This is a genomic window from Streptococcus oralis, from assembly GCF_001075675.1.
Lineage (GTDB): Bacteria > Bacillota > Bacilli > Lactobacillales > Streptococcaceae > Streptococcus > Streptococcus oralis_V.
The window spans coordinates 68163-92929 of the sequence record NZ_JUNW01000053.1 but is presented as its reverse complement, the minus strand read 5'-3'; the positions used below and the strand labels follow the sequence as shown (position 1 = coordinate 92929).

Here is a 24767-nt window from a genome sequence, read left to right as displayed (position 1 = left end):
TATAAAGCTGGTAAAGAAATCAAATACACTGTAACAGAAGAAGCCGTAGCAGAATACGAAGCGACTATTACAGACTTTACCATCACAAACAAATATGCTCCTAAAGAAATTGACTACAAGGTAACAAAAGTATGGAACGATGCGAACAACCAAGATGGTAAACGTCCTGAGTCTGTAACGGTTCAACTTTATAAAAAAGTAGGAAATGCAGATCCAGTAGCCGTTGAAGGTAAGAAATTGACCTTAACAGCTAAGGATAAGACTGATGATAACACTTGGGTAGCATCCTTCACCAATCTTCCACAGTACGAAGCTGGTAAAGAAATCACTTACTCAATCAAGGAAGTGGATGTGCCAGCTGGCTATGAAGCCTCTGTGACTGGTCAAGTAGTGACAAACACTCACACACCAGAAATAGTTGTTCTTTCAGGAACTAAGGTGTGGAAAGATAACAACAACCAAGACGGCAAACGTACAAGATCTGTGAAAGTTCAAATTCTTAACGGCGACAAAGTCGTTCAAGAAATTGAAGTATCAGAAGCAACTGGCTGGAAGTTCGAATCAAAAGCACTTCCTAAGTATGAGAATGGAAAAGAAATCAAGTATACTGTCAAAGAAACTGCTATGACAGAATACAAAGCAACCATCACTACAGACAAGGATGGCAAGTACACCATTACCAACGAACATACTCCAGAAAAAACAGCTGTAAAAGGTCATAAGATCTGGAAAGATGAAGATAACAAAGATGGCATCCGTCCAGCATCTATCATAGTGAAGCTACTTGCGAATGGTAAAGAAACTGGCCAAGAAGCTACAGTCACAGCGGAAACAGGCTGGAAGTATGAATTTACTAATCTGGACCGTTACCAAAATGGTAAGCCAATCGAGTACACAGTCAAAGAAGTTGGTGTTCCTACAGGTTACACAGCTACTGAAACTGGTATGAATGTGACCAACACCCACACACCAGAGAAAACATCTGTAAAAGGTCATAAGATCTGGAAAGATGAAGATAACAAAGACGGCATCCGTCCAGCATCTATCACCGTAAAACTTCTTGCAGATGGTAAGGAAACTGGTCAGACAGCTACAGTGTCAGAAACAAGTGGCTGGACTTATGAGTTTACAGGTCTTGATCGTTATCAAGAAGGTAAGGGGATTGCCTACACTGTTGAAGAAGTGAATGTTCCAGATGGTTATACAGCTTCAGTAGAAGGTTACAACATTACAAATACGCACACTCCTGAAAAACCAACACCTGGCAAACCAAATGAACCAGGTAAGCCTAAAAAAGGTGGGGAATTGCCTAATACAGGAAGCAAGTCTAACCAAGTGGCTCTAGTAGCTGGAATCGCCCTTCTTGGATTGGGAACAGGATTCTTGGCAAGACGCAAAAAAGAAGATTAAGTTTTTTAAACGGTATCTTTCACGAAATTTTGCAAGACAGTTTAAAAGTGGAAACAAGTGTCAATGGAAATTGGCACTTGTTTTTTTGTAACTAACCCTGGTTCTACTACCAGATACAAGTGGATAGTTGCCACTTACTAAAAAGCTATTGTTTTTGCGATGAATTCCACTATAATAGGTGACAAATAGAAAAGGAGATGTTGCATATGATTGAAACAAGATTACAAGATAAATTGAAGTCAGGTTTGGAGGTAGAAAATTTTCAAAAAGAAGTGGCTATCTATCTGTCTCTTAATCCAGATTATCTATCTGGAGATAATGCTAAATACATGACCATGTATAACCGTATGGCTCGTTGGTATGATATGAGTGAGAAATGGATAGGACCACTTCTCCACGGCAAGGCGATTGATAAGTTGAGAAGGGATCTGATGGAGGAAATAGAATGGAAAGATAATTTATCAGTTCTTTATGTCTCTATCGGGACTGGTCAAGACCTCCGTTATATCCCTGAGACAATTGACCTGAAAAGTTTAGACTTTGTAGGGGTAGATATTTCTATCAGTATGCTAGAAAAATGCCAGAAATCTTGCGCTAAAAAGACTAATTTGCAACTTTTCCATGCTTGCGCGGAGGATTTACCCTTTGCGGATAATAGTTTTGACATTGTCTACCATATTGGCGGAATCAATTTTTTCAATGATAAGGCCAAGGCTATGCAGGAAATGCTACGAGTGGCGAAGCCAGGAACCAAAATTTTAATCGCAGATGAGACGGCTGACTATGTGGATCAGCAATATAAGAAAAATCATTTTAGTAAGGATTATTTTAAAGATGCTACTGTTGATTTGAGTGAAATTGAGAATGCTGTTCCAAGCGAAGTTAAGGAAAAGGAAATGAAACTTCTTTGGGATGGCAAATTCTACGCTTTAACATTTAGGAAATAAGATAAAGTATCTTGGTAGAGCTTAGAAAGTAAGTATGAAGATAAAAACATTCCCTTAGACAGCTGTCTGAGGGAATGTTTTTTATGGGAGCATCATCAATTCGACAATCATAGCAATGTAGATGATTAAGGTAAGGAGAAAACCGGCTCTCCAGAAGAATTTGATGAATTTAGGGTAATAAAAACTTCGTTTTTTGACAAGGAAAAAGACTACAAGGAGGATTGCTAGGAGAGAAAGTGCGACTCCAAGTCGCGGTAGAAAGTTGTGGGTAAAGGCTTTAGCAGTAATCAGGTAGTACTCAAATACCAAAAGTGGAAAAGCGAGATCCGCGAAATTAAATCCTATTTTCCTAAGTCTGAAAAGCTTGGTGACAATAAAGCAAACCACCAAGGTTAATATCAATAATAAAATAGATGCTATTTTCATTAAAATCATACCCATATTGTATCATAAAAAAACGCTAAAGGAAATGAGAAACAAGGGAATTTGTTGGAAAGTCAGGCTTTTGAGATTGTAGGTGTTTTTTGTTATAATGAAAGTTATGAAATCTTATAATACCTTGAATGATTATTATCGAAAACTTTTTGGAGAAAAGACTTTCAAAGTTCCTATTGATGCGGGATTTGACTGTCCAAATCGGGATGGAACTGTAGCTCATGGTGGTTGTACTTTTTGTACGGTTTCAGGTTCTGGAGATGCCATCGTAGCACCGGATGCTCCTATCCGTGAGCAATTTTATAAGGAAATTGACTTTATGCACCGCAAGTGGCCAGATGTTAAAAAGTATCTAGTTTATTTCCAAAACTTTACAAACACCCATGAAAAGGTGGAAGTGATTCGGGAACGATATGAGCAGGCTATCAACGAGCCAGGTGTAGTAGGGATCAATATCGGAACACGGCCAGACTGTCTGCCAGATGAAACCATCGAATATTTGGCTGAGTTATCGGAACGCATGCATGTGACGGTAGAATTGGGCTTGCAGACTACTTTTGAAGCAACCTCTGACCTGATTAACCGTGCCCATTCTTATGAATTGTATGTTGAAACAGTAAAACGCTTGAGGAAATATCCCAAGATTGAGATTGTTTCCCATCTGATTAATGGTTTGCCCGGTGAGACTCATGAGATGATGGTCGAAAATGTCCGTCGCTGTGTCACGGACAATGATATTCAAGGAATTAAACTGCACTTGCTTCACCTCATGACCAATACACGGATGCAGCGAGATTACCACGAAGGACGTTTGCAACTGATGAGTCAGGATGAGTATGTCAAGGTCATCTGTGACCAACTGGAAATCATTCCCAAGCATATCGTCATCCATCGAATCACAGGAGATGCACCTAGAGATATGCTGATAGGTCCCATGTGGAGCCTCAATAAATGGGAAGTGCTAAATGCTATTGAAACTGAGATGAGACGCCGCGGAAGTGTGCAAGGATGCAAGGCTGTAAAACAGGAGTTTAAAAATGAAAAGACCACTTGAGATGGCGCATGATTTTTTGGCGGAAGTTGTGACAAAAGAGGATATCGTAGTGGATGCGACCATGGGAAATGGCCATGATACCCTTTTTTTAGCCAAGTTAGCCAAGCGAGTCTATGCCTTTGATGTCCAGGAGCAGGCTTTGGAGAAAACCCAAGAGCGTTTGATTCAGGCTGGAATGACAAATACCCAGTTAATCTTGCAAGGTCATGAGACACTGGACCAATTTGTGACAGAAGCTAAGGCAGGGATTTTTAATCTGGGTTATTTACCTTCTGCTGACAAATCCGTCATCACTCAACCTCAGACTACTATCGAAGCATTAGAGAAACTGTGTCATTTGCTTGTCAAGGGGGGACGGATTGCGATCATGATCTACTATGGTCATGAAGGAGGAGACACCGAGAGGGATGCTGTATTGGATTTTGTTAGTCAGTTGAACCAACAAGAGTATACAGTTGCCATTTATCGGACTCTCAACCAAGTTAATAATCCACCGTTTTTAGTTATGATTGAAAAATTAGAAAGGTATAGACATGGATAAACAATACCTTCGTGAGAAGCTTGAGGCAATGCGCCAAAATTTTGTCGAGTCAACGCATCACGAGCGAGCAGTCGGGGTGCTTGATGAAGCACATATGAGCAAAAAGATGCTTAAAATCAAGAAAAAATTAGTGGCTCTTGAAATGGAACGATGCCAGAAAAAAATTGAGCACAAAGACTGTTCTAAGATTGATCAGAAAATCCAAGAGCAAAAGGAGATTTTTGAATCTTGTTGTAAAAAAGATTAAGGAGGAATTGTGTGGAATTACTCATTTACTTGATTCTATTTTTATTTGTCTTAATCATTTCAACTACGACCAATAAACTTCTCCCTTTTTTGCCCCTTCCTCTTGTACAAATTCTTTTGGGGATTGGGATTGGTTTATTTGTTCCCGATGCGGACTTTCATCTCAATACAGAGCTGTTTCTAGCCATGGTTATTGGTCCCTTACTTTTCCGGGAGGCAGAAGAAGCGGATATTACGTCCATTTTGAAGCATTGGCGGATTGTCGTCTTTCTGATCTTTCCTGTGATTTTTATCTCGACCTTAAGCTTGGGGGGCATGGCTCACTTCCTTTGGATGACTCTTCCTTTAGCTGCCTGTTTAGCAGTTGGAGCGGCACTTGGGCCAACAGATTTGGTTGCCTTTGCATCTCTTTCTGAACGTTTTCGTTTTCCAAAACGGGTTTCCAATATCCTAAAAGGGGAAGGACTCTTAAATGACGCTTCTGGTTTGGTTGCCTTTCAGATGGCTCTGGCTGCTTGGACAACAGGAACGTTTTCTCTCAGCCAAGCTGGAACTTCCCTAGCACTTTCTATCCTTGGTGGTTTTGTAGTCGGTTTTGTGACGGCTATGGTCAATCGTTTCTTGCATAGCTTTTTGCTGAGTGTACGAGCGATAGATATAGCCAGTGAACTATTGCTAGAGCTAAGTTTGCCACTCATGACTTTTTTTATTGCAGAAGAGTTTCATGTTTCAGGGATTATCGCAGTAGTGGTTGCAGGTATTTTGAAGGCCAGTCGATTCAAAAAGATTACGCTCCTTGAGGCTCAGGTAGACACCGTGACGGAGACCGTCTGGCACACCGTGACCTTTATGCTAAATGGATCAGTCTTTGTTCTCTTGGGAATGGAGTTAGAGTTGATAGCAGAACCGATTTTGTCTAATTCTCTCTACAATCCCCTTCTTTTACTGATTTCAGTTGTCGTTCTGACCTTCTTGCTTTTTGCGATCCGCTTTGTCATGATTGCTGGTTTTTACTTTGTGAGGACGCGTCGACTTAAGAAAAAAATTCATAAGTACATGAAAGATATGCTTCTTTTGACTTTCTCTGGTGTCAAAGGGACAGTATCTATCGCGACCATTCTCCTCATACCAAGTCATTTGGAGCAGGAATATCCTCTGTTACTCTTCCTTGTAGCAGGCGATACACTGTTGAGCTTTTTAACAGGTTTACTGGTTCTCCCTCACTTATCTGAAGAACAAGAGGAAAGCAAGGATCATTTGATGCATATTGCGATTTTGAATGATGTGGCTGCAGAATTAGAAAAAGAGCTAGACCATCACAAGAACAAACTTCCTCTTTATGCAGCTATTGATAATTATCATGGTCGGATTGAAAACCTTATCCTTAGTCTGGAAAATAAGAGAGTCCAAGAGGACTGGGAGTCCCTCAAGCTTCTTATCTTGAGTATTGAGAGTGACGGTTTGGAGCAAGCCTACGAAGAAAATAGAATCAGCGAGCGTGGCTATCGAGTTTACCAACGTTACCTAAAAAACATGGAGCAGAGTATCAATCGGAATTTCGCTTCTAGAGTGACTTATTACTTCCTAGTTTCTTTACGGATACTGCGCTTTCTACTCCATGAAATGTTTACCTTTGGCAAAACTTTCCGTAGTTGGATGAATGAAGAATCTCGTAAACTACTAGCAGTTGACTATGATCAGATTTCAGAGTTGTATTTGGAAAATACAGAGCTGATTATCGAGAGTTTGGAAAACCTAAAAGGGGTTTACAAGAGTTCTCTGATTAGCTTTATGCAAGAGTCTCGTCTACGCGAGACGGCCATTATCGGAAGTGGTGCCTTTGTTGAGCGGGTTATCAATCGCATCAAGCCAAACAATATCGATGAAATGCTACGAGGCTACTATCTCGAACGTAAGGCAATCTTTGAATATGAAGAAGCTAAACTGATAACATCCAAGTATGCCAAAAAACTACGCCAAAATGTGAATAATTTAGAGAATTATTCTCTGAAAGAGGCCGCAAATACCTTACCTTATGATATGCTAGATTTAATCAGAAGAACTTAGATGATGAAAAAAATGACGGAGGATGGAACATGAAAAAGTGGTGGAAAGAGCTGATGGACAGGCCCTTATTGAAAGCTTTCTTGCATTATTATCAAGCATCTGATAGTGAGTTGACCAGTGTTGCGGTTGCCTACTATTGGTTGATTTCAATCTTTCCTTTGCTAATGATAATGGTTAATATTTTGCCTTATTTTCAGATTCCGGTCTCAAATTTCTTACTGACAATCAAGGAATTTTTGCCTGATACGGTTTATGATGTGGTCGCCAAGATTGTCCGAGAAGTTCTGACTCAACCATCAACTGGTTTGCTGAGTTTTGCCGTTTTATCTGCACTCTGGACCTTTTCGAAATCAATGGATTTCCTCCAAAAAGCCTTTAATAAAGCCTATGGAGTGACCAAGAGTCGAGGAATTATCTCCCATCAGTTGATGAGTTTACTTGTTAGTTTCGGCTTGCAGATTCTTTTTGCCTTGGCCTTGTTTTTGAGTATGTTTGGTCGTATGTTGCTTAACATCCTCAAAACTTACTGGAAATCAGACAGTTCGCTATTCTCCTACCTGCAAGACTTTACAGGCCCTCTGGTCTATGCCTTGATCTTTGCCATTCTGGTTATGATTTATTACTTCCTTCCAAAAGTAAAAGCACCACGAATCCGCTATGTTTTACCAGGAAGTATCTTTGTCTTGCTAACTCTTATCTTTTTATTGAATATCTTTTCTGTCTACGTCAATAGTTATGTTAATCATCTAGTTGACGTTCGATTTTTCAGTTCCATTATCGTGGTAGTCATGATGTTCTGGTTTATTCTTATTGCAAAGATTTTGATTATCGGAGCAGTTATCAATGCCAGTGTTCAGAGTTTGAAAGATCCAAAGTTTAGTATGGAATGATTAGAAAAATCCCTATTAGGAAACCTAATAGGGATTTTCTTAATAGATAAACATGGCATCTCCAAAACTGAAGAAGCGGTAGTGTTCTTGGATGGCATGGTGATAGGCATCTAGGACTAAGTCACGACCGGCAAAGGCAGAAACCAACATGACGAGAGTTGACTTGGGCAGGTGGAAATTAGTTGAAAAAGCATCCACAACCTTCCAGTCGTAGCCTGGTTTGATAAAGATATTGGTCCAACCAGAATCTGCTTGGATTTGTCCATTAAACTTGGAACCGATGGTTTCCAGTGTGCGAATCGAAGTGGTTCCAACAGCGATGACGCGACCTCCATTTTCCTTAACAGAGTGAAGGGTGGCAGCTGCTTCCTCAGAGAGCTGGTAGAATTCGGAGTGCATTTCGTGTTCGTCCAGATTGTCCACAGAAACAGGTCTAAAAGTTCCTAAACCAACGTGGAGAGTCAAATAAACCAAATGGACACCCTTGGCTTGGATTTCTGCTAGCAGTTCTTTGGTGAAGTGGAGGCCAGCAGTCGGTGCTGCAGCAGAGCCACTTTCCTTAGCGTAGACGGTTTGATAACGTTCACGGTCATCCAGTTTTTCATGGATGTAGGGTGGTAGTGGCATTTCACCTAGACTTTCCAAGACTTCTAGGAAGATTCCTTGGTATTCGAAGCGGACAATGCGGCCTCCGTGGGTCAATTCTTCCGTAACGACAGCGCTGAGGCGACCATCGCCAAAGTTGACACGAGTGCCAACCTTGAGGCGTTTGGCAGGTTTAGCCAGAACTTCCCACTCATCACCATTAGTATTTTTGAGTAGGAGAAGTTCCACATGGCCTCCCGTCTTTTCTTTTTGGCCATAGAGGCGGGCAGGAAGAACGCGGGTATCATTCATAACGAGTGCATCTCCAGGTTCCAGCATATCAATAATGGAGTGGAAGTGTTTATCCTGCATTTCTCCCGTTTCCCGGTTTACGATGAGAAGCTTGGAGGCATCTCGTTTTTCAAGTGGCGTTTGGGCAATCAATTCCTCAGGCAAGTGGAAATCAAAATCAGCTGTATTCATTTTTTTCATCATTCTTTCTAAGTTCTAATCTTATCCATTATAACACGTTTCAAGTTTGGGCGCTCTTTTTTTAGAAATTAAATCGTTTTCACTTGACAAAAATTGGTCTATACCATATAATAAATATAGATTAAAACGGAGGATGAAAAGATGAAAGTTATAAAAGTTGAAAATCAAGTCGAAGGTGGAAAAGTAGCTTTTGAGATTTTGAAGGAAAAATTGGCCAATGGCGCTCAAACATTAGGACTTGCAACAGGAAGCAGTCCACTTGAGTTTTACAAGGAAATCGTTGAGAGTGACCTTGATTTTTCAAATCTAACCAGTGTAAACCTTGATGAGTATGTGGGACTTGACGGAGACAATCCTCAGTCTTACCGTCATTTTATGCAAGAACATTTATTCAACCAAAAACCATTTAAAGAAAGCTTCTTGCCTCGTGGGATTAAGGACAATGCTGAAGAAGAAGTTGAACGCTACAATCAAATTTTGGCTGACCATCCTGTTGATTTACAAATCTTGGGAATTGGTCGCAATGGACATATCGGATTTAATGAGCCTGGCACTCCATTTGATAGCCAAACGCATTTAGTAGAACTTGACCAGTCTACCATCGAAGCTAATGCTCGCTTCTTTGACAAGATTGAAGATGTTCCAACTCAAGCCATTTCAATGGGGATTAAAAACATCTTGGATGCCAAGTCAATTATTCTCTTTGCTTACGGTGAGTCGAAAGCAGAAGCCATTGCTGGCACAGTATCAGGCCCAGTGACTGAGAACCTCCCAGCAAGTAGCCTACAAAACCACCCTGATGTGACTATTATTGCGGATGCTGAAGCGCTCAGCTTGCTTGAAAAGTAAAATGACAAGAACCACTTGCTCTTTGGAGTGAGTGGTTTTTTCTATCTTTCATGAGTCAATAGAAAGAAGTGGTATAATAGATTGGTAGAACAACTATATCTAGTTAGGTTCAATTTTTACTATTTTATGATATACAAGGAGAGAATGAAAGTATGCTATTAGAAAATAATCTGATAAAAGACAATACACGAGCTGAAAACAAAAGCTTTCTCTATTATTTACACGAGGAAAAAGTATTTGATTCGCAGTCGCTGGCTGATTTATGTCGCTACGTAGAAAAGCTCGAGTCTATTAGTATAGATCAGATGAGAGATTTGCATTTTATTGAAAATCAAATTCTTCGTCATCTGGTATATCATTTTGACAGCAATGACTTGAGTAAGATTTCGAATCTTCCTGATCAATATTGGAAATATATTGAACCTTTTGAACAAGCAGTAACAAAGTTGTATGATTTGATGTAAAAATTAGTGGATTTGATAAAGTATAGGCAAGAAAGTAATTATTGAATCGGGAAATAGGAATAAATGTAGGTTTTCCCTTGACAAATATTCATTTTGCGTGTAAAATGGAATAGATCTTGAACTTGAAGGGAGTGAAAAAAATGTCTAAAACAGTAGTACGTAAGAATGAATCTCTTGACGATGCACTTCGTCGTTTCAAACGTGCGGTTACTAAAGCTGGTACTCTTCAAGAAACACGCAAACGTGAATTCTATGAAAAACCTTCTGTAAAACGTAAACGTAAATCAGAAGCAGCTCGTAAACGTAAAAAATTCTAATTTGAAATGAAAGGCTAGACTTGTCTAGTCTTTTTTTGCATAGTATTTAGAGGAACAAATTCTTATGAGAGAGTATATAAAAGAATATCAAAAGATGCGTGAAAATCACTTGGAAGATTGGGGTTATTGTGCTGATCCGATAGATTGGAAGGAATTTGAAGAGTCAAACCAAAGAATTTTTGAAAAGTATTTGACCGAGTCAAAAGTATTGTCTGACAAGGTTTTAAGTGTAAAATTGTACAGTAGCTTATTGCTAGATGATATTAAATATTTTGCCTATTATGCGGCGTTTTTAGATGAGGATTATACACAGTTAAACAATGCTCTATGGCAAACAGGAAGAACCGAGCTGCTGAGAGGAGGTTTGTTGGCAAGTGGAACCATCTACACAGATGGGATTTTGAAAGGCTTGTTTACCTCTTTTGCTTGTAACGATTTTTCAGTCATTCCATCATTCATCCCCAAAGATTTACCCTTGTTGAAAGGAACTTATTATCCAGAAAATGTGATGAATCTTTTATACGCTCTTTATTATCAAGATGAGGAAAGATTATCCGAGTCGCTCTTGCGTGCACAACAGTTTTTAGGGAAGAAAAAACGAACTGGCATGGAAGAATTTTCTGTTCGGTATTTTATAAACTTGGCAAGAAAAGATGCAGTTGCATTAAGTGAGTCCTTACAAAACTTATGTCAAGCTTATCAGAGACGAGGTTATCCTTATGAAAAGATTGATAAGTGCTTTGAGGATGAGATTCATGGTCTATATCGATTGGTACGATTTTTTGACCATTCCTTGTTCGAAGAAGTCAGCATGCCGTCTCATAAGACTTTTTTGAAGGACTTTGAAGAATGGCAAGTCCGAAATCAGTTTCCACAAGGTCAACAGTTCTATATCTATCCTCAAGATATGGCTGATGCAAACAGAATGTTAACAAAAGGTCTTCCAAGAATTTACTTAGAAAAATCTGGAAGGGACTTGGTGATAGACGTTGACCGATTTGCAGTGGATTTGTCTCGGTTGATTTAAAAGAGTACGAAAAGACTTACTAGTTAAATCTTTTCCCAAGCAACATCAAATAAATACTGTAAATCCTGCAAAAAAAGGAAACTTCCACCTACAATCTGATATAATAGTAGGGAGAACTCGATTGAAGGAGGAAATTATGTCGGTTTTAGTAAGAGATGTCATTGAAAAACTCAGACTAGATATTGTCTATGGTGAAGGCGAATTACTTGAAAAAGAAATCAATACTGCGGACATTATGAGACCTGGTCTTGAAATGACGGGCTATTTTGATTACTATACACCAGAACGGATTCAGCTGTTAGGGATGAAGGAGTGGTCCTATTTAGTTGCCATGCCTGCCCAGAACCGTTATCAAGTTTTGAAGAAAATGTTTCTACCTGAAACACCTGCGGTTATCGTGGCTCGTGGTCTGGTAGTGCCAGAGGAAATGTTGAGGGCTGCTAGGGAATGTAAGATTGCGATTTTAACCAGTCGAACAGCGACCAGCCGTTTATCTGGAGAACTTTCTAGCTATCTTGATTCCCGTTTGGCTAAACGTACCAGTGTGCACGGTGTCTTGATGGATATCTATGGCATGGGTGTCTTGATCCAAGGGGATAGCGGTATCGGTAAGAGTGAGACAGGTCTTGAGCTTGTGAAACGTGGACACCGTCTAGTAGCAGACGATCGTGTAGATATTTATTCTAAGGATGAGATGACTCTTTGGGGCGAACCTGCTGAAATCTTGAAGCATTTACTTGAGATTCGTGGAGTTGGGATTATCGATATCATGAGTCTCTATGGTGCAAGTGCTGTAAAAGATTCTTCACAAGTTCAGCTAGCAGTTTATTTGGAAAATTACGATACGCATAAGACCTTTGACCGTCTAGGAAACAATGCCGAAGAACTCGAAGTTTCTGGTGTAACGATTCCGCGTATCCGCATCCCAGTAAAAACAGGACGCAATATCTCCGTTGTTATTGAGGCAGCTGCCATGAACTATCGTGCTAAAGAAATGGGCTTTGATGCGACGCGTTTATTTGAAGAACGCTTGACAAATCTAATCGCTCAAAATGAGGTGAAACATGATTAATCCAGTCGCATTTGAAATTGGTCCCTTTGCTATTCGTTGGTATGCTTTGTGTATTGTAGCTGGTTTGGTTTTAGCAGTCTATCTTGCTATGAAAGAAGCTCCTAAAAAGAAAATTCTATCAGATGATATTTTGGATTTTATCCTGATTGCTTTTCCGGTAGCTATTTTAGGTGCTAGACTATACTACGTACTCTTTCGCTTAGATTATTATCTGCAAAATCCAGGTGAAATCATCGCCATTTGGAATGGTGGTTTGGCCATTTACGGAGGTTTGATAGCGGGCGCTATTGTCCTTTATATCTTTGCAGATAGAAAGCTGATCAATACTTGGGATTTCTTAGATATTGCAGCACCGAGCGTCATGGTTGCCCAGAGTTTAGGGCGCTGGGGGAACTTCTTTAACCAAGAAGCCTATGGTGCAGCGGTGGATAGTTTGGATTATTTACCGGGCTTTATCCGTGACCAGATGTACATTGACGGTAGCTACCGTCAGCCGACCTTCTTATATGAGTCGGTTTGGAATCTGATTGGATTTGCTTTAATCTTGATTTTTAGAAGAAAATTAAAGGGAATCAGACGCGGTCAGATCACTGCTTTCTACTTGATTTGGTATGGTTTTGGTCGTATGATTATCGAAGGGATGCGGACGGATAGTCTCATGTTCTTTGGTCTGCGAGTTTCCCAATGGTTATCAGTTATCCTTATCGGACTCGGTATTTTTATCATACTTTATCAAAATCAAAAGAAAGCCCCTTTCTATCATACAGAGGAGGAAAAATAAATGTTAGAAGTTGCATATATACTTGTCGCGATTGCTTTGATTGTCTGTTTAGTCTATTTGACAATCACGATTCAAAAAGCAGGTCGTATGATTGATGAGACAGAGAAAACCATCAAAACGTTGAGCTCAGATGTGAACGTTACCTTGCATCAGACCAATGAATTACTGGTTAAGGTCAATGTGTTAGCAGACGATATCAATATCAAAGTTGCGACGATTGATCCACTTTTTACAGCTGTGGCAGACTTGTCTGAGTCAGTATCTGATCTCAACCAACATGCACGTGTTTTAGGCAAAAAAGCTTCATCTGCTGGTTCAAAGACCATTAAAACAGGTGCAGGCTTGTCCGCTCTTCGTGTCGCAAGTAAATTTTTCAAAAAATAAAAAAGGAGAAATCTTATGGGAAAACTATCCTCTATCCTTTTAGGAACAGTTTCAGGTGCAGCTCTTGCTTTGTTTTTGACGAGTGACAAGGGTAAGCAAGTTTGTAGTCAAGCTCAGGATTTTCTAGATGATTTGAGAGAAGATCCAGAATATGCTAGAGAGCAAGTCTGTGAAAAACTAACAGAAGTGAAAGAACAGGCAACGGACTTTGTGCTGAAAACAAAGGAACAAGTAGAATCTGGTGAAATCACTTTTGATAGTGTCCTTGGCCAAGCTAAAAACTGTGCACGACAAGCGACAGAAGCATCGAAAGAAACTTTTAACAATCTCAAGGAGCAATGGCAAGAACAGTCAGCAACTCCAGATATCGTAGAAGACGAAGAAGAGATTATTATTGATATTACAGAAGAATAAAACATCACCATCTCTGGTTCATCTAAGGTTCTGGGGATGGTGATTTTTATCTGGAAGCCTGTCTTTGTGGTATAATAAATACTATGCAGAAAAAACCAACGTCCGCCTACGTGCATATTCCCTTTTGCACACAGATTTGTTATTATTGTGACTTTTCAAAAGTATTTATCAAGAATCAACCAGTAGATAGTTACCTGGAGCATCTGCTAGAAGAGTTTCGTTCTTATGATATCCAAAAGTTGTCAACTCTCTATATTGGAGGTGGGACGCCAACGGCACTGTCTGCTCCGCAACTAGAGGTGCTCTTAGATGGTTTGACTAAAAATCTGGACCTGTCTGTCTTGGAAGAGTTGACCATTGAAGCAAACCCAGGAGACTTGGATGCAGATAAGATTGCGGTTTTGAAACAGTCATCAGTCAATCGTGTTTCCTTAGGTGTGCAGACTTTTGATGACAAAATGCTGAAAAAGATTGGGCGCAGTCATTTAGAAAAGGATATTTATGAGAATATCGACCGCCTCAAACTGGCTGGTTTTGACAATATCTCCATCGATTTGATTTACGCTCTACCTGGTCAAACTATGGATCAGGTCAAGGAAAATGTGGCAAAGGCTATCTCGCTTGATATTCCTCATATGAGCCTTTATAGCTTGATTTTGGAGAATCATACGGTCTTTATGAACCGCATGAGACGTGGAAAATTGCCCCTACCCAAGGAGGAACTGGAAGCGGAGATGTTTGAGTACATCATCGCAGAACTGGAGCGAGCTGGTTTTGAGCATTATGAGATTTCCAATTTCTCTAAACCCGGATTTGAAAGTCGCCACAATCTCATGTACTGGGACAATGCCGAGTATTATGGTATCGGTGCGGGTGCTTCAGGTTATGTGAATGGGGTGCGTTATAAAAATCATGGTCCTATCCGCCACTATCTCAATGCGGTAGAGGCAGGAAATGCTCGGATAACAGGAGAACACCTGAGTCAAAGGGAGCAGATGGAAGAAGAAATGTTCCTAGGCCTCCGCAAGAAATCAGGTGTTTCTATGGCGCGATTTGAGGAAAAATTTGGACGGTCCTTTGATGGACTTTATGGCGAAATCATCAGAGACTTGGTTCAACAAGGACTCATGCAGATTGACGGTGATCGTGTCCGAATGACAAAGAGGGGTCTCTTCTTGGGAGACACTGTAGCAGAACGATTTATTTTGGAGTAGAACAATGGGCTTAACTTATCAAATGAAAATGAAAATTCCTTTTGATATGGCGGACATGAACGGTCATATCAAACTTCCAGATGTGATTTTGCTGTCCTTGCAAGTATCAGGTATGCAGTCGATTGAACTGGGAGTTAGCGACAAGGATGTGTTAGAACGTTACAATCTAGTCTGGATTATTACAGACTACGCGATTGATGTGGTTCGCTTGCCTCGTTTTGCTGAGGAGATTACGATTGAAACAGAAGCATTGACATACAATCGTCTTTTTTGCTACCGCCGTTTCACTATCTATGATGAAGCAGGTCAAGAAATCATTCGCATGGTAGCAACCTTTGTTCTCATGGACCGAGACAGTCGTAAAGTTCACGCTGTCGAACCGGAGATTGTTGCGCCTTACCAGTCTGAGTTTGATAAAAAACTCATCCGTGGGCCAAAGTATGTAAATCTAGAAGATCCGATCAGTAAAGACTACCATGTTCGTTTTTACGACTTGGATATGAATGGTCATGTCAATAACAGTAAATACTTGGATTGGATTTTTGAGGTTATGGGATCAGATTTTTTGACCAAGTATATTCCAAAGAAAATCAATCTCAAATATGTCAAAGAAGTGCGACCAGGTGGCATGATTGCTTCAGCTTATGAACTCAAGGGACTAGAAAGCAAGCATGAGATTATCAGTGATGGCGAGATTAATGCCCAAGCTATGATTACTTGGCAAGAAATTGAAGGCAATTAGAAAGGACGATATGACTTATAAAGGTTATTTAATTGATTTAGACGGAACCATTTACAAGGGGAAAGACCGGATTCCGGCGGGTGAGGCTTTTGTCCATGAGTTGCAAAAGCGAGAAATTCCCTATCTCTTTGTAACCAACAATACAACTCGTACTCCTGAGAGCGTTCAAGAGATGTTGGCTCAGAATTTTAATATCGACACGCCTCTATCAACTGTCTACACGGCAACTCTGGCAACCATTGACTATATGAATGACTTGGGACTGGAAAAGACAGTCTATGTCATTGGTGAAGCAGGACTCGAGGATGCCATTCAGGCAGCCGGTTATGTCGAGGACAAGGAAAATCCAGCCTATGTGGTCGTTGGACTGGACTGGCAAGTCGATTATGAAAAATTTGCTATAGCAACTCTAGCCATTCAAAAGGGAGCCCACTTTATAGGAACCAATCCTGACCTCAATATCCCAACAGAGCGTGGTCTCTTGCCTGGTGCTGGTTCACTAATTACACTTCTTGAAGTAGCAACACGAGTGAAACCAGTTTATATCGGGAAACCAAATGCGATCATCATGGACAAGGCAGTTCAGCACTTGGGCTTGAAAAGAGAAGAATTGCTCATGGTCGGGGATAACTACTTGACTGATATTCGAGCAGGGATTGACAATGGCATTCCAACGCTCTTGGTGACGACAGGTTTTACCAAGGCAGAAGAAGTGGCGGACTTGCCAATTGCACCAACACATGTGCTTTCTAGTCTTGCGGAGTGGAATTTTGATGAAAACTAAACTGACCTTTTGGGGAAGTATGCTCTTTTTCCTCTCTCTTTCTATCCTACTGACCATTTATCTGGCATGGATTTTCTATCCTTTGGAGATTCAGTGGCTGAACTTAGCGAATCGAGTCTATCTAAAGCCCGAAACCATTCAATACAACTTTCATATCTTGATGAATTACCTGACCAATCCCTTTAGTCAGGTCTTAGAGATGCCGGATTTTCGTTCATCAGCGGCGGGTCTACACCACTTTGCGGTGGTGAAGAATCTCTTTCACCTAGTTCAGCTAGTTGCCCTAGTGACACTTCCAAGTTTCTATTTCTTTGTTGGAAAGATTGTGAAAAAAGGCTTTTTGCCCCTATATCGTAAAAGTATCTTGACTTTAGTGCTATTGCCTCTAGTCATTGGCCTTGTAGGAGTGTTGATTGGTTTTGAGCAATTCTTTACTCTTTTCCATCAGATTCTCTTTGTGGGAGACGATACCTGGCTTTTTGATCCAGCAAAGGATCCCGTTATTTGGATTTTGCCAGAGACTTTCTTTCTCCATGCCTTTTTACTTTTCTTTGCTTTGTATGAAGGAATGTTTGGTTTCCTTCTTGCTAAAGCTTCAAGGAAATAGTGGAAAAAATTCTATATTTTTAATAAAAAACGAGAGAAGTTGCTCTACTCCCTATTTATTGTTAGGTTATCCTAAAGATAAACTTGCAAAGCAGGAGATTTTTGCAGAAAACAGTCTATTTTCTATGAAAAAATAGGCTTTTTTTCTAAAAATACCTAGTCAAGCGCTTTATTTTTTTGTATAATAGAAATAGCAAGTATAGATAAAAGAAGAGAAAAGCATGATTACACTATTTTTATCACCGAGTTGTACATCATGTCGTAAGGCAAAGGCTTGGTTAGAGACGCATAAAGTGCCCTTTCAAGAGCATAATATTATGACTAGTCCTTTAACAAGAAAAGAATTACAACATATTCTTTCCTTGACCGAAAATGGTACTGATGACATCATTTCAACTCGTTCAAAAATTTTTCAAAAATTGGATATTGATGTAGAGAGTATCTCGGTATCGGAGTTGCTTCAGTTGATTGAGCAATATCCTAGTCTTTTGCGTCGCCCAATTATTATAGATACCAAACGCATGCAGATCGGTTTTAATGAAGATGAGATTCGTGCTTTTCTCCCTCGTAGTTACCGTAAACAAGAATTGAAAGAAGCAACATTGAGAGCTGGTATTGGATAGATGAACAAACAGTATAGTTACCCACTAGATTTGTCGTGGAGCACTGAAGAACTTGCTTCAGTGCTTTCTTTTTTTAATGATGTTGAAGCTGCTTATGAAGATAAGGTTGAAGCAAAAAAACTGCTAGAATCTTACAAGAAATTTAAGTCTGTGGTTCCAAGCAAAAGTGAAGAAAAGCGCCTAGGTCGAGAATTTGAGACGGCTAGCGGTTATTCCTTCTATCATGCAGTTCAATTAGCAAAAGAAAAAAGAGAAGGGAAGATTTCTCTTGGAAACTAAATTTGAATTTGCCAAACAGATTGTGCAGGAAGCTGCGGACTATATTTTGGCTCACATGAAAGAAGATTTGCAGGTTGAGCGCAAGTCTTCACCTACTGACTTGGTGACGCGTTTGGACAAGGAGGTTCAGGAACTCTTGGTTGATCGGATCAAGTCCTCCTATCCTGAGGATTTGATTTGTGCGGAAGAGGGTTGTTTGCGTGCTGCAGTCGGTCAAGGTTCCGTTTGGGTGATTGATCCCATTGACGGTACCAATAACTTTGTTGCTCAGCAGGAAGATTTTGCTGTGATGTTGGCTTATTTTGAGAATGGTGTGGGCAAATTTGGTATTATTTATGATGTCATGAAAGGTGATTGTTACCATGGTGGTGGTGCCTTTCCTCCTTGCCGCAATAATGAGCCCTTACCGCCTTTTAAAAAGAAACCTCTTCAAGAATTTTTAGTTGCCGGTAACTCAGGTATGTTTGAAAGCAATGAGTGGGGCTTGGCGGATTTGGGGCGAGCAGCGTTGGGTGTCCGTGTCTACGGCAGTGCGGCCATTAGTTTTGCCAAGGTTTTATCGGGTCGTCTTTTGACTTATATTACCTACCTGCAGCCATGGGATTACGCTGCGGCCAGTATCTTAGGGGAAAGTCTGGGTTATCGTCTTCTTACGGTATCAGGTGAGCCCGCTGATTTTAAAACGCGTCAGCCTGTCATGATGGTGCCAATCGAGATGCAAGAAGAGATTCAGTCTTATATCTACGAAAGGAAAGAGAACTAAATGCAATTTCCAGAAGGATTTGTTGAAAAATATGAAGCGATACTAGAAGATGAGGCAAGAGATTTTCTTGCCTCTTTTAAACAAGAAGCAGTTTCGGCTTTTCGGGTCAATCCCTTAAAAGAAAGTCAGTTATCGTTTGCAGATGCTATTCCCTATACACCTTGGGGGTATTATGGTAAGGTTTCTGGAAAGTCACCAGAGCACGCGACCGGTCTTGTTTATTCGCAAGAGCCTGCAGCTCAAATGGTGGCCCAGGTAGCTCAACCAAGTCCTGGTATGAAGGTCTTGGACTTGGCGGCAGCACCAGGTGGAAAATCCACTCAACTAGCAGCTTATCTGGCTAATCAAGGAGTCCTTGTCTCCAATGAAATTTCAAGTAAGCGTGCTAAGATTTTAGTGGAAAATATGGAGCGATTTGGAGCGACAAACTTTGTTGTGACTAATGAATCTGCTGACCGCTTGGCCAAGGTTTTTAAAGGTTACTTTGATGTGATTGTTCTTGATGCACCTTGCTCAGGTGAAGGGATGTTTCGTAAGCAGCCAGATGCCATGGATTATTGGAGTACCGCTTATCCGAGCCAATGTGCTAGTCTCCAAAGGGAAATTTTAGAAGATGCAGTGACCATGCTTGCTGAAGGTGGCCGTTTAGTTTATTCGACCTGTACTTGGGCACCAGAGGAAAATGAAGAAATCGTCCACTGGTTACTGGATACTTATGATTTTGAACTGCTTCCAGTTGATCATGTGAACGGTATGGTAGCAGGAATTGACCTTCCTGAAACGGCGCGGATGTATCCTCATCATTTCAAGGGAGAAGGTCAGTTTGTTGCCCACCTGCAGTTTAAGGGACAAAATCCAGCACCTAAATTCAAAGCTAGCAAGAGCAATCTCAGTCGTGAGCAACTGGCTTTGTGGCAAGAATTTGCCCAAAAACACTTGCGAGTCAATCTAACTGGTATCTTGCAAACTTTTGGAGATCAACTCTATCTCTTGCCAGAGATGCTACCTGATCTAGGAAAACTCAAAATTGCCCGAAATGGGCTCCATCTGGGGACTTTTAAAAAGAAACGCTTTGAACCAAGCTTTGCTCTGGGATTAGCATTGAAACCAAGCCAAGTAAAACAAAGTGTTGAAATCAATGATGAGAACTTTGTAAAATATGTGGCTGGTGAGACTGTTCAATTGTCTGAAGCTCGACCAAATGGCTGGTACCAAGTTCTGGTTCAAGGAAACGGACTAGGCTTTGCCAAGGTAACGGGTAATGTTTTGAAAAATTATTATCCAAAAGGGCTCAGATTCAGGTGAAAAAGCTAGTCAAAGAGCCTATTCTATGTTATAGTGGAAGTATGAGTTTTTTCTGATAGTCTTTCATTATTACTTATATTATACGATGGAATTGTCCGCTCTTAAGAATGACTAGATAAAATAAAGCGGGACAATCATTGATGATAATTGGATGATCAGGACAAACGGAAGAAATCAGAACATTTATCATTATGTTCAAGGAGAATAACAGTGAAAAAAAGAAAAAAGCTCGTCATGTCTCTTGCAGCTCTTTTTATGGCAGGTTCTCTAGCAGGATGTGCTAGCTGGATTGATCGTGGAGAATCCATGACAGCCGTTGGTTCAACTGCTCTTCAGCCTCTTGTTGAAGCGGCAGCAGATGAATTCGGTTCTAGAAACATCGGAAAAACAGTTAATGTTCAAGGTGGTGGATCGGGTACAGGACTATCTCAAGTCCAGTCTGGAGCAGTTGACATCGGGAACTCTGACGTCTTTGCAGAGGAAAAAGAAGGAATCGATGCTTCGGCTCTAGTAGACCACAAGGTTGCAGTGGCTGGTCTTGCAGTGATTGTAAACAAGGAAGTGGATGTTGAAAATCTCACAACCGAGCAACTTCGCAAAATCTTTACAGGTGAAGTGACCAACTGGAAAGAAGTTGGGGGCAAAGACCTGGCCATTTCAATCATCAACCGAGCAGCAAGTTCTGGTTCACGAGCGACGTTTGATACGGTGATTATGAATGGCCAAGCGGCAATGCAGAGTCAAGAACAGGATTCTAACGGGATGGTCAAGTCCATTGTATCCCAAACGCCTGGAGCCATTTCTTACCTGGCTTTTGCCTATGTAGATGACTCCGTGAAAAGCATGAAACTGAATGGGTATGAACCTACGTCTGAAAATGTAACGACCAACAACTGGCCTTTGTGGTCTTATGAACATATGTACACACTTGGTCAGCCTAATGAGTTAGCTGCTGAATTCCTGAATTTCGTCCTCTCAGATGAAGCCCAAAACGGAATTGTTAAGGGCATGGGCTATATCTCAATCAATGAAATGAAAGTCCAAAAGGATGCTTCAGGTACCGTTACAGCAGTAGAAGGAGGTCAATAATGAATCAAGAAGAATTATCTAAAAAATTACTCTCTCCTTCAAAGAACTCTCGCCTTGAGAAGTTTGGTAAAGGTTTGACCTTCACCTGCCTTTCTTTGATTGTTATCATTGTGGCGATGATTTTGATTTTTGTAGCCCAAAAAGGCTTATCGACCTTCTTTGTCAATGGGGTCAACATCTTTGATTTCCTCTTTGGACAAACTTGGAATCCTTCAGGGAAACAATTTGGTGCCCTTCCAATGATTTTGGGTTCCTTTATTGTGACGATTTTATCTGCCCTCATCGCAACACCCTTTGCTATTGGCGCGGCAGTCTTTATGACAGAAGTCTCACCAAAAGGTGCAAAGATTTTGCAACCAGCCATTGAACTTCTCGTCGGTATTCCTTCAGTCGTCTATGGATTTATCGGTTTGCAAGTTGTGGTGCCTTTTGTTCGTAGCGTCTTTGGTGGAACTGGTTTTGGGATTTTGTCAGGGATTTTCGTTCTTTTTGTCATGATCCTACCAACTGTAACCTTTATGACAACAGACAGCTTACGGGCTGTTCCTCGTCATTACCGTGAAGCTAGTTTAGCTATGGGAGCCACTCGTTGGCAAACCATCTGGCGTGTGACCTTGAAAGCAGCACGTTCAGGTATTTTCACTGCAGTGGTCTTTGGGATGGCGCGTGCTTTCGGTGAAGCCCTTGCTATTCAGATGGTGGTCGGAAACTCAGCAGTTATCCCAACCTCGTTAACAACACCAGCTGCGACCTTGACATCTGTATTGACTATGGGAATTGGGAATACCGTCATGGGAACGGTTGATAATAACGTTCTCTGGTCACTGGCCTTAGTCTTGCTCTTGATGAGTTTGGCCTTTAACAGTGTGATTAAATTGATAACGAAAGAAAGAGGAAAGAAAAACTATGCACGCTAAGAAATTAGATAAACTTGCAACAGCTGTCCTCTATACAATCGCGGGTATCATCGTGGCCATCTTGGCATCCTTGATTCTCTATATCTTGGTGAGAGGGTTACCGCATATCTCTTGGTCCTTCTTGACAGGGAAATCTTCCTCTTATCAAGCAGGTGGGGGTATCGGAATTCAGCTCTACAATTCCTTCTTCCTTCTGGTCATTACCTTGATTATCTCTGTGCCTTTATCTATGGGGGCTGGCGTATTCCTCGCTGAGTATGCCAAAAAAGGACCTGTGACTAATTTTATTCGCACCTGTATTGAGATTTTGTCTTCTCTACCATCAGTCGTTGTGGGTCTCTTTGGTTACTTGATCTTTGTAGTCCAGTTTGAGTATGGATTTTCAATCATTTCAGGTGCCTTGGCCTTGACGGTCTTTAACCTCCCTCAGATGACTCGAAATGTTGAGGACAGTTTAAAACACGTTCACCATACGCAACGTGAGGCTGGTTTGGCTCTTGGAATTTCTCGTTGGGAGACTGTAGTCCATGTCGTCATTCCAGAAGCCCTTCCAGGTATTGTAACGGGTGTTGTCTTGGCATCTGGCCGTATCTTTGGTGAGGCCGCCGCTCTTATCTATACGGCAGGACAATCCGCTCCAGCTCTTGACTGGTCTAACTGGAATATCCTCAGTGTTACCAGTCCCATCTCAATCTTCCGTCAAGCAGAAACCTTGGCTGTCCACATCTGGAAGGTCAACAGTGAAGGAACCATTCCTGATGCTACCATCGTATCTGCTGGTTCTGCCGCCGTGCTCCTCATCTTTATCTTGATTTTTAACTTTGGAGCTCGCAAACTCGGAAGCTATTTACACAAGAAATTAACCGCTGCCTAAAGGAGAAGCCATGTCAAAATATAACTGGGATGAAAAGCATATCATCACTTTCCCTGAAGAAAAAGTGGCCCTCTCTACTAAGGATTTACATGTTTACTATGGTAAAAATGAATCCATCAAGGGCATCGATATGCAATTTGAAAAAAATAAAATTACAGCCTTGATTGGTCCTTCTGGATCAGGAAAATCTACCTATCTTCGCAGTCTCAATCGGATGAATGATACCATTGATATTGCCAAGGTCACAGGTCAAATCCTCTACCGAGGGATTGACGTCAACCGTCCAGAAATCAATGTCTATGAGATGCGCAAGCATATCGGAATGGTCTTCCAACGTCCAAATCCATTTGCCAAGTCTATTTACCGCAACATCACTTTTGCTCATGAACGTGCAGGTGTTAAGGATAAGAAAGTACTTGATGAAATTGTAGAAACCTCTCTAAGACAGGCTGCCCTTTGGGATCAGGTAAAAGATGACCTCCACAAATCAGCCTTGATGCTTTCTGGTGGTCAGCAACAACGTCTCTGTATCGCTCGTGCCATCTCTGTCAAACCAGATATCCTCTTGATGGATGAACCGGCGTCAGCCTTGGATCCGATTGCGACAGCCCAACTGGAAGAAACCATGTTGGAATTGAAGAAGGACTTTACCATCATCATCGTTACCCATAGTATGCAGCAGGCTGCGCGTGCAAGTGACTACACTGGATTTTTCTACTTGGGTGATTTGATTGAGTATGATAAGACATCCAATATTTTCCAAAATGCTAAGTTACAGTCAACCAATGACTATGTAACGGGACACTTTGGTTAGAAAGGAAACGGTATGTCAGAAGCGATTTTACAGGTGTCAGACCTGTCCGTTTATTACAATAAAAAGAAGGCCTTGAATAGTGTTTCCCTTTCTTTCCAACCTAAGGAAATAACAGCCTTGATTGGTCCTTCTGGATCAGGAAAGTCTACCCTGCTCAAAGCCATCAACCGCATGGGTGATCTAAATCCTGAGGTGACAACCACTGGATCAGTAGTCTATAATGGTCACAATATCTATAGTCCCCGCACCGATACGGTTGAATTGCGTAAGGAAATCGGTATGGTCTTTCAACAGCCTAATCCTTTCCCTATGTCTATCTACGAAAATGTTGTCTATGGTCTGCGTATCAATGGGGTTAAGGACAAGCAAGTTCTAGATGAAGCAGTAGAAAAGGCCTTGCAACGTGCTTCTATCTGGGATGAAGTAAAGGATCGTTTGCATGATTCAGCCATTGGTCTCTCAGGTGGACAACAACAACGTGTTTGTGTTGCCCGTGTCTTAGCAACCAGTCCGAAAATTATCCTCTTAGATGAACCAACTTCAGCTTTGGATCCTATTTCTGCAGGTAAGATTGAGGAAACCTTGTATGGTCTGAAAGATAAATACACCATGCTCTTGGTAACGCGTTCGATGCAACAAGCCTCACGTATCTCTGATAAAACAGGATTTTTCCTAGATGGGGATTTGATCGAGTTTAACGATACGAAGAAGATGTTCCTAGACCCACAAAACAAGGAAACAGAAGATTATATTACAGGAAAATTTGGATAAGGAGTTGAATG

General features: G+C 41.0%; 30 protein-coding genes. 28 read left to right on the top strand and 2 right to left on the bottom strand.

Translation table 11 applies throughout. The annotated features are described in order from the left end of the window. Together ADM50_RS07580 and ADM50_RS07575 are read left to right on the top strand one after the other, a co-directional pair. A partial coding sequence (locus ADM50_RS07580; protein WP_049485153.1) for a Cna B-type domain-containing protein occupies positions 1 to 1410 on the top strand: 1410 nt, incomplete at its 5' end. Positions 1411 to 1616: 206 nt separating this feature from the next. Continuing rightward, the gene (locus ADM50_RS07575; RefSeq protein WP_049485152.1) at positions 1617 to 2357 is read left to right on the top strand and encodes a class I SAM-dependent methyltransferase; all 741 of its coding nucleotides are present in this window, start codon (positions 1617 to 1619) and stop codon (positions 2355 to 2357) included. A gap of 81 nt (positions 2358 to 2438) precedes the next feature. On the opposite strand, the gene ADM50_RS07570 is transcribed toward ADM50_RS07575, so the two are convergent. After that, on the bottom strand, positions 2439 to 2798 hold the full coding sequence (locus ADM50_RS07570; RefSeq protein ID WP_049485150.1) for a DUF3397 domain-containing protein: 360 nt from the start codon (positions 2796 to 2798) through the stop codon (positions 2439 to 2441). Between the two features lie 91 nt (positions 2799 to 2889). Between ADM50_RS07570 and mnmL the strand changes: the two genes are divergently transcribed. The 5 genes from mnmL to ADM50_RS07545 are packed head-to-tail and all read left to right on the top strand — an operon-like array spanning position 2890 to position 7590. Next, positions 2890 to 3846 carry a tRNA modification radical SAM protein MnmL/YtqA gene (gene mnmL / locus ADM50_RS07565; RefSeq protein WP_049485149.1) on the top strand — a complete coding sequence of 319 codons (957 nt, stop codon included), beginning with the start codon at positions 2890 to 2892 and terminating at the stop codon, positions 3844 to 3846. Continuing rightward, on the top strand, positions 3830 to 4387 hold the full coding sequence (gene mnmM, locus ADM50_RS07560; protein WP_049485146.1) for a tRNA 5-(aminomethyl)-2-thiouridylate-methyltransferase MnmM: 558 nt from the start codon (positions 3830 to 3832) through the stop codon (positions 4385 to 4387). The genes mnmL and mnmM overlap by 17 nt, the downstream gene beginning before the upstream one ends. Then, positions 4380 to 4634, top strand: a complete 255-nt coding sequence (locus tag ADM50_RS07555; protein ID WP_000361094.1) for a hypothetical protein — start codon at positions 4380 to 4382, stop codon at positions 4632 to 4634. Before mnmM ends, ADM50_RS07555 begins: the two co-directional genes overlap by 8 nt. An 11-nt stretch (positions 4635 to 4645) precedes the next feature. Then, entirely contained in the window at positions 4646 to 6700 is a 2055-nt protein-coding gene (locus ADM50_RS07550) for a cation:proton antiporter (protein ID WP_049485145.1), read from the top strand. Positions 6701 to 6729: 29 nt separating this feature from the next. Then, positions 6730 to 7590, top strand: a complete 861-nt coding sequence (locus ADM50_RS07545; protein ID WP_049485143.1) for a YihY/virulence factor BrkB family protein — start codon at positions 6730 to 6732, stop codon at positions 7588 to 7590. A gap of 39 nt (positions 7591 to 7629) precedes the next feature. On the opposite strand, the gene queA is transcribed toward ADM50_RS07545, so the two are convergent. Continuing rightward, positions 7630 to 8658 (bottom strand): tRNA preQ1(34) S-adenosylmethionine ribosyltransferase-isomerase QueA, encoded by a 1029-nt coding sequence (gene queA / locus ADM50_RS07540; protein WP_049485155.1) that lies wholly within the window; start codon positions 8656 to 8658, stop codon positions 7630 to 7632. A gap of 150 nt (positions 8659 to 8808) precedes the next feature. Here queA and ADM50_RS07535 point away from each other — a divergent pair, with 150 nt between their 5' ends. The 21 genes from ADM50_RS07535 (at position 8809) to pstB (ADM50_RS07435) (ending at position 24756) form a co-directional block, all read left to right on the top strand. Beyond that, complete coding sequence (locus ADM50_RS07535; protein ID WP_045617420.1) at positions 8809 to 9516, top strand: glucosamine-6-phosphate deaminase; 708 nt, start codon at positions 8809 to 8811, stop codon at positions 9514 to 9516. A gap of 152 nt (positions 9517 to 9668) precedes the next feature. After that, entirely contained in the window at positions 9669 to 9980 is a 312-nt protein-coding gene (locus ADM50_RS07530) for a hypothetical protein (protein ID WP_042768310.1), read from the top strand. Between the two features lie 140 nt (positions 9981 to 10120). Further along, complete coding sequence (rpsU, locus tag ADM50_RS07525; protein ID WP_000048054.1) at positions 10121 to 10297, top strand: 30S ribosomal protein S21; 177 nt, start codon at positions 10121 to 10123, stop codon at positions 10295 to 10297. A gap of 64 nt (positions 10298 to 10361) precedes the next feature. After that, positions 10362 to 11324: a hypothetical protein gene (locus tag ADM50_RS07520; RefSeq protein WP_049485141.1), complete on the top strand. Its 963-nt coding sequence runs from the start codon at positions 10362 to 10364 to the stop codon at positions 11322 to 11324. A 136-nt stretch (positions 11325 to 11460) separates the two neighbouring features. Then, the gene (gene hprK, locus ADM50_RS07515; RefSeq protein ID WP_000115190.1) at positions 11461 to 12396 is read left to right on the top strand and encodes an HPr(Ser) kinase/phosphatase; all 936 of its coding nucleotides are present in this window, start codon (positions 11461 to 11463) and stop codon (positions 12394 to 12396) included. Then, on the top strand, positions 12389 to 13177 hold the full coding sequence (lgt, locus tag ADM50_RS07510; RefSeq protein ID WP_049485139.1) for a prolipoprotein diacylglyceryl transferase: 789 nt from the start codon (positions 12389 to 12391) through the stop codon (positions 13175 to 13177). The genes hprK and lgt overlap by 8 nt, the downstream gene beginning before the upstream one ends. Next, entirely contained in the window at positions 13178 to 13561 is a 384-nt protein-coding gene (locus ADM50_RS07505) for a DUF948 domain-containing protein (RefSeq protein ID WP_000895033.1), read from the top strand. Between the two features lie 15 nt (positions 13562 to 13576). Continuing rightward, positions 13577 to 13975: a YtxH domain-containing protein gene (locus tag ADM50_RS07500; protein WP_049485137.1), complete on the top strand. Its 399-nt coding sequence runs from the start codon at positions 13577 to 13579 to the stop codon at positions 13973 to 13975. A gap of 83 nt (positions 13976 to 14058) precedes the next feature. Continuing rightward, positions 14059 to 15189 carry a radical SAM family heme chaperone HemW gene (gene hemW / locus ADM50_RS07495; protein ID WP_049485136.1) on the top strand — a complete coding sequence of 377 codons (1131 nt, stop codon included), beginning with the start codon at positions 14059 to 14061 and terminating at the stop codon, positions 15187 to 15189. Between the two features lie 4 nt (positions 15190 to 15193). Beyond that, complete coding sequence (locus ADM50_RS07490) at positions 15194 to 15931, top strand: acyl-[acyl-carrier-protein] thioesterase (protein ID WP_049485135.1); 738 nt, start codon at positions 15194 to 15196, stop codon at positions 15929 to 15931. Between the two features lie 10 nt (positions 15932 to 15941). Further along, complete coding sequence (locus ADM50_RS07485; RefSeq protein WP_049485134.1) at positions 15942 to 16715, top strand: TIGR01457 family HAD-type hydrolase; 774 nt, start codon at positions 15942 to 15944, stop codon at positions 16713 to 16715. Beyond that, positions 16705 to 17322 carry a TIGR01906 family membrane protein gene (locus ADM50_RS07480; RefSeq protein WP_049485133.1) on the top strand — a complete coding sequence of 206 codons (618 nt, stop codon included), beginning with the start codon at positions 16705 to 16707 and terminating at the stop codon, positions 17320 to 17322. Before ADM50_RS07485 ends, ADM50_RS07480 begins: the two co-directional genes overlap by 11 nt. A gap of 220 nt (positions 17323 to 17542) precedes the next feature. Next, a complete protein-coding gene (locus ADM50_RS07475) occupies positions 17543 to 17944 on the top strand; it encodes a Spx/MgsR family RNA polymerase-binding regulatory protein (RefSeq protein WP_000631261.1) in 402 nt (133 codons plus the stop codon). After that, positions 17945 to 18223, top strand: coding sequence for a UPF0223 family protein (locus ADM50_RS07470; protein WP_049485131.1), 279 nt, complete (start codon positions 17945 to 17947; stop codon positions 18221 to 18223). Further along, entirely contained in the window at positions 18213 to 18986 is a 774-nt protein-coding gene (locus tag ADM50_RS07465) for an inositol monophosphatase family protein (protein ID WP_049485130.1), read from the top strand. The genes ADM50_RS07470 and ADM50_RS07465 overlap by 11 nt, the downstream gene beginning before the upstream one ends. Next, entirely contained in the window at positions 18987 to 20291 is a 1305-nt protein-coding gene (locus ADM50_RS07460) for an RsmF rRNA methyltransferase first C-terminal domain-containing protein (protein ID WP_049485129.1), read from the top strand. A 210-nt stretch (positions 20292 to 20501) separates the two neighbouring features. Then, positions 20502 to 21380, top strand: coding sequence for a phosphate ABC transporter substrate-binding protein PstS (locus ADM50_RS07455; protein ID WP_049485127.1), 879 nt, complete (start codon positions 20502 to 20504; stop codon positions 21378 to 21380). Continuing rightward, entirely contained in the window at positions 21380 to 22297 is a 918-nt protein-coding gene (pstC, locus tag ADM50_RS07450; RefSeq protein WP_001070951.1) for a phosphate ABC transporter permease subunit PstC, read from the top strand. Before ADM50_RS07455 ends, pstC begins: the two co-directional genes overlap by 1 nt. Further along, on the top strand, positions 22287 to 23171 hold the full coding sequence (pstA, locus tag ADM50_RS07445) for a phosphate ABC transporter permease PstA (RefSeq protein ID WP_000543050.1): 885 nt from the start codon (positions 22287 to 22289) through the stop codon (positions 23169 to 23171). Before pstC ends, pstA begins: the two co-directional genes overlap by 11 nt. A gap of 10 nt (positions 23172 to 23181) precedes the next feature. After that, positions 23182 to 23985: a phosphate ABC transporter ATP-binding protein PstB gene (gene pstB, locus ADM50_RS07440; protein ID WP_000049851.1), complete on the top strand. Its 804-nt coding sequence runs from the start codon at positions 23182 to 23184 to the stop codon at positions 23983 to 23985. A gap of 12 nt (positions 23986 to 23997) precedes the next feature. Continuing rightward, complete coding sequence (gene pstB, locus ADM50_RS07435; RefSeq protein WP_001287329.1) at positions 23998 to 24756, top strand: phosphate ABC transporter ATP-binding protein PstB; 759 nt, start codon at positions 23998 to 24000, stop codon at positions 24754 to 24756. The last annotated feature ends 11 nt before the right edge of the window (positions 24757 to 24767 follow it).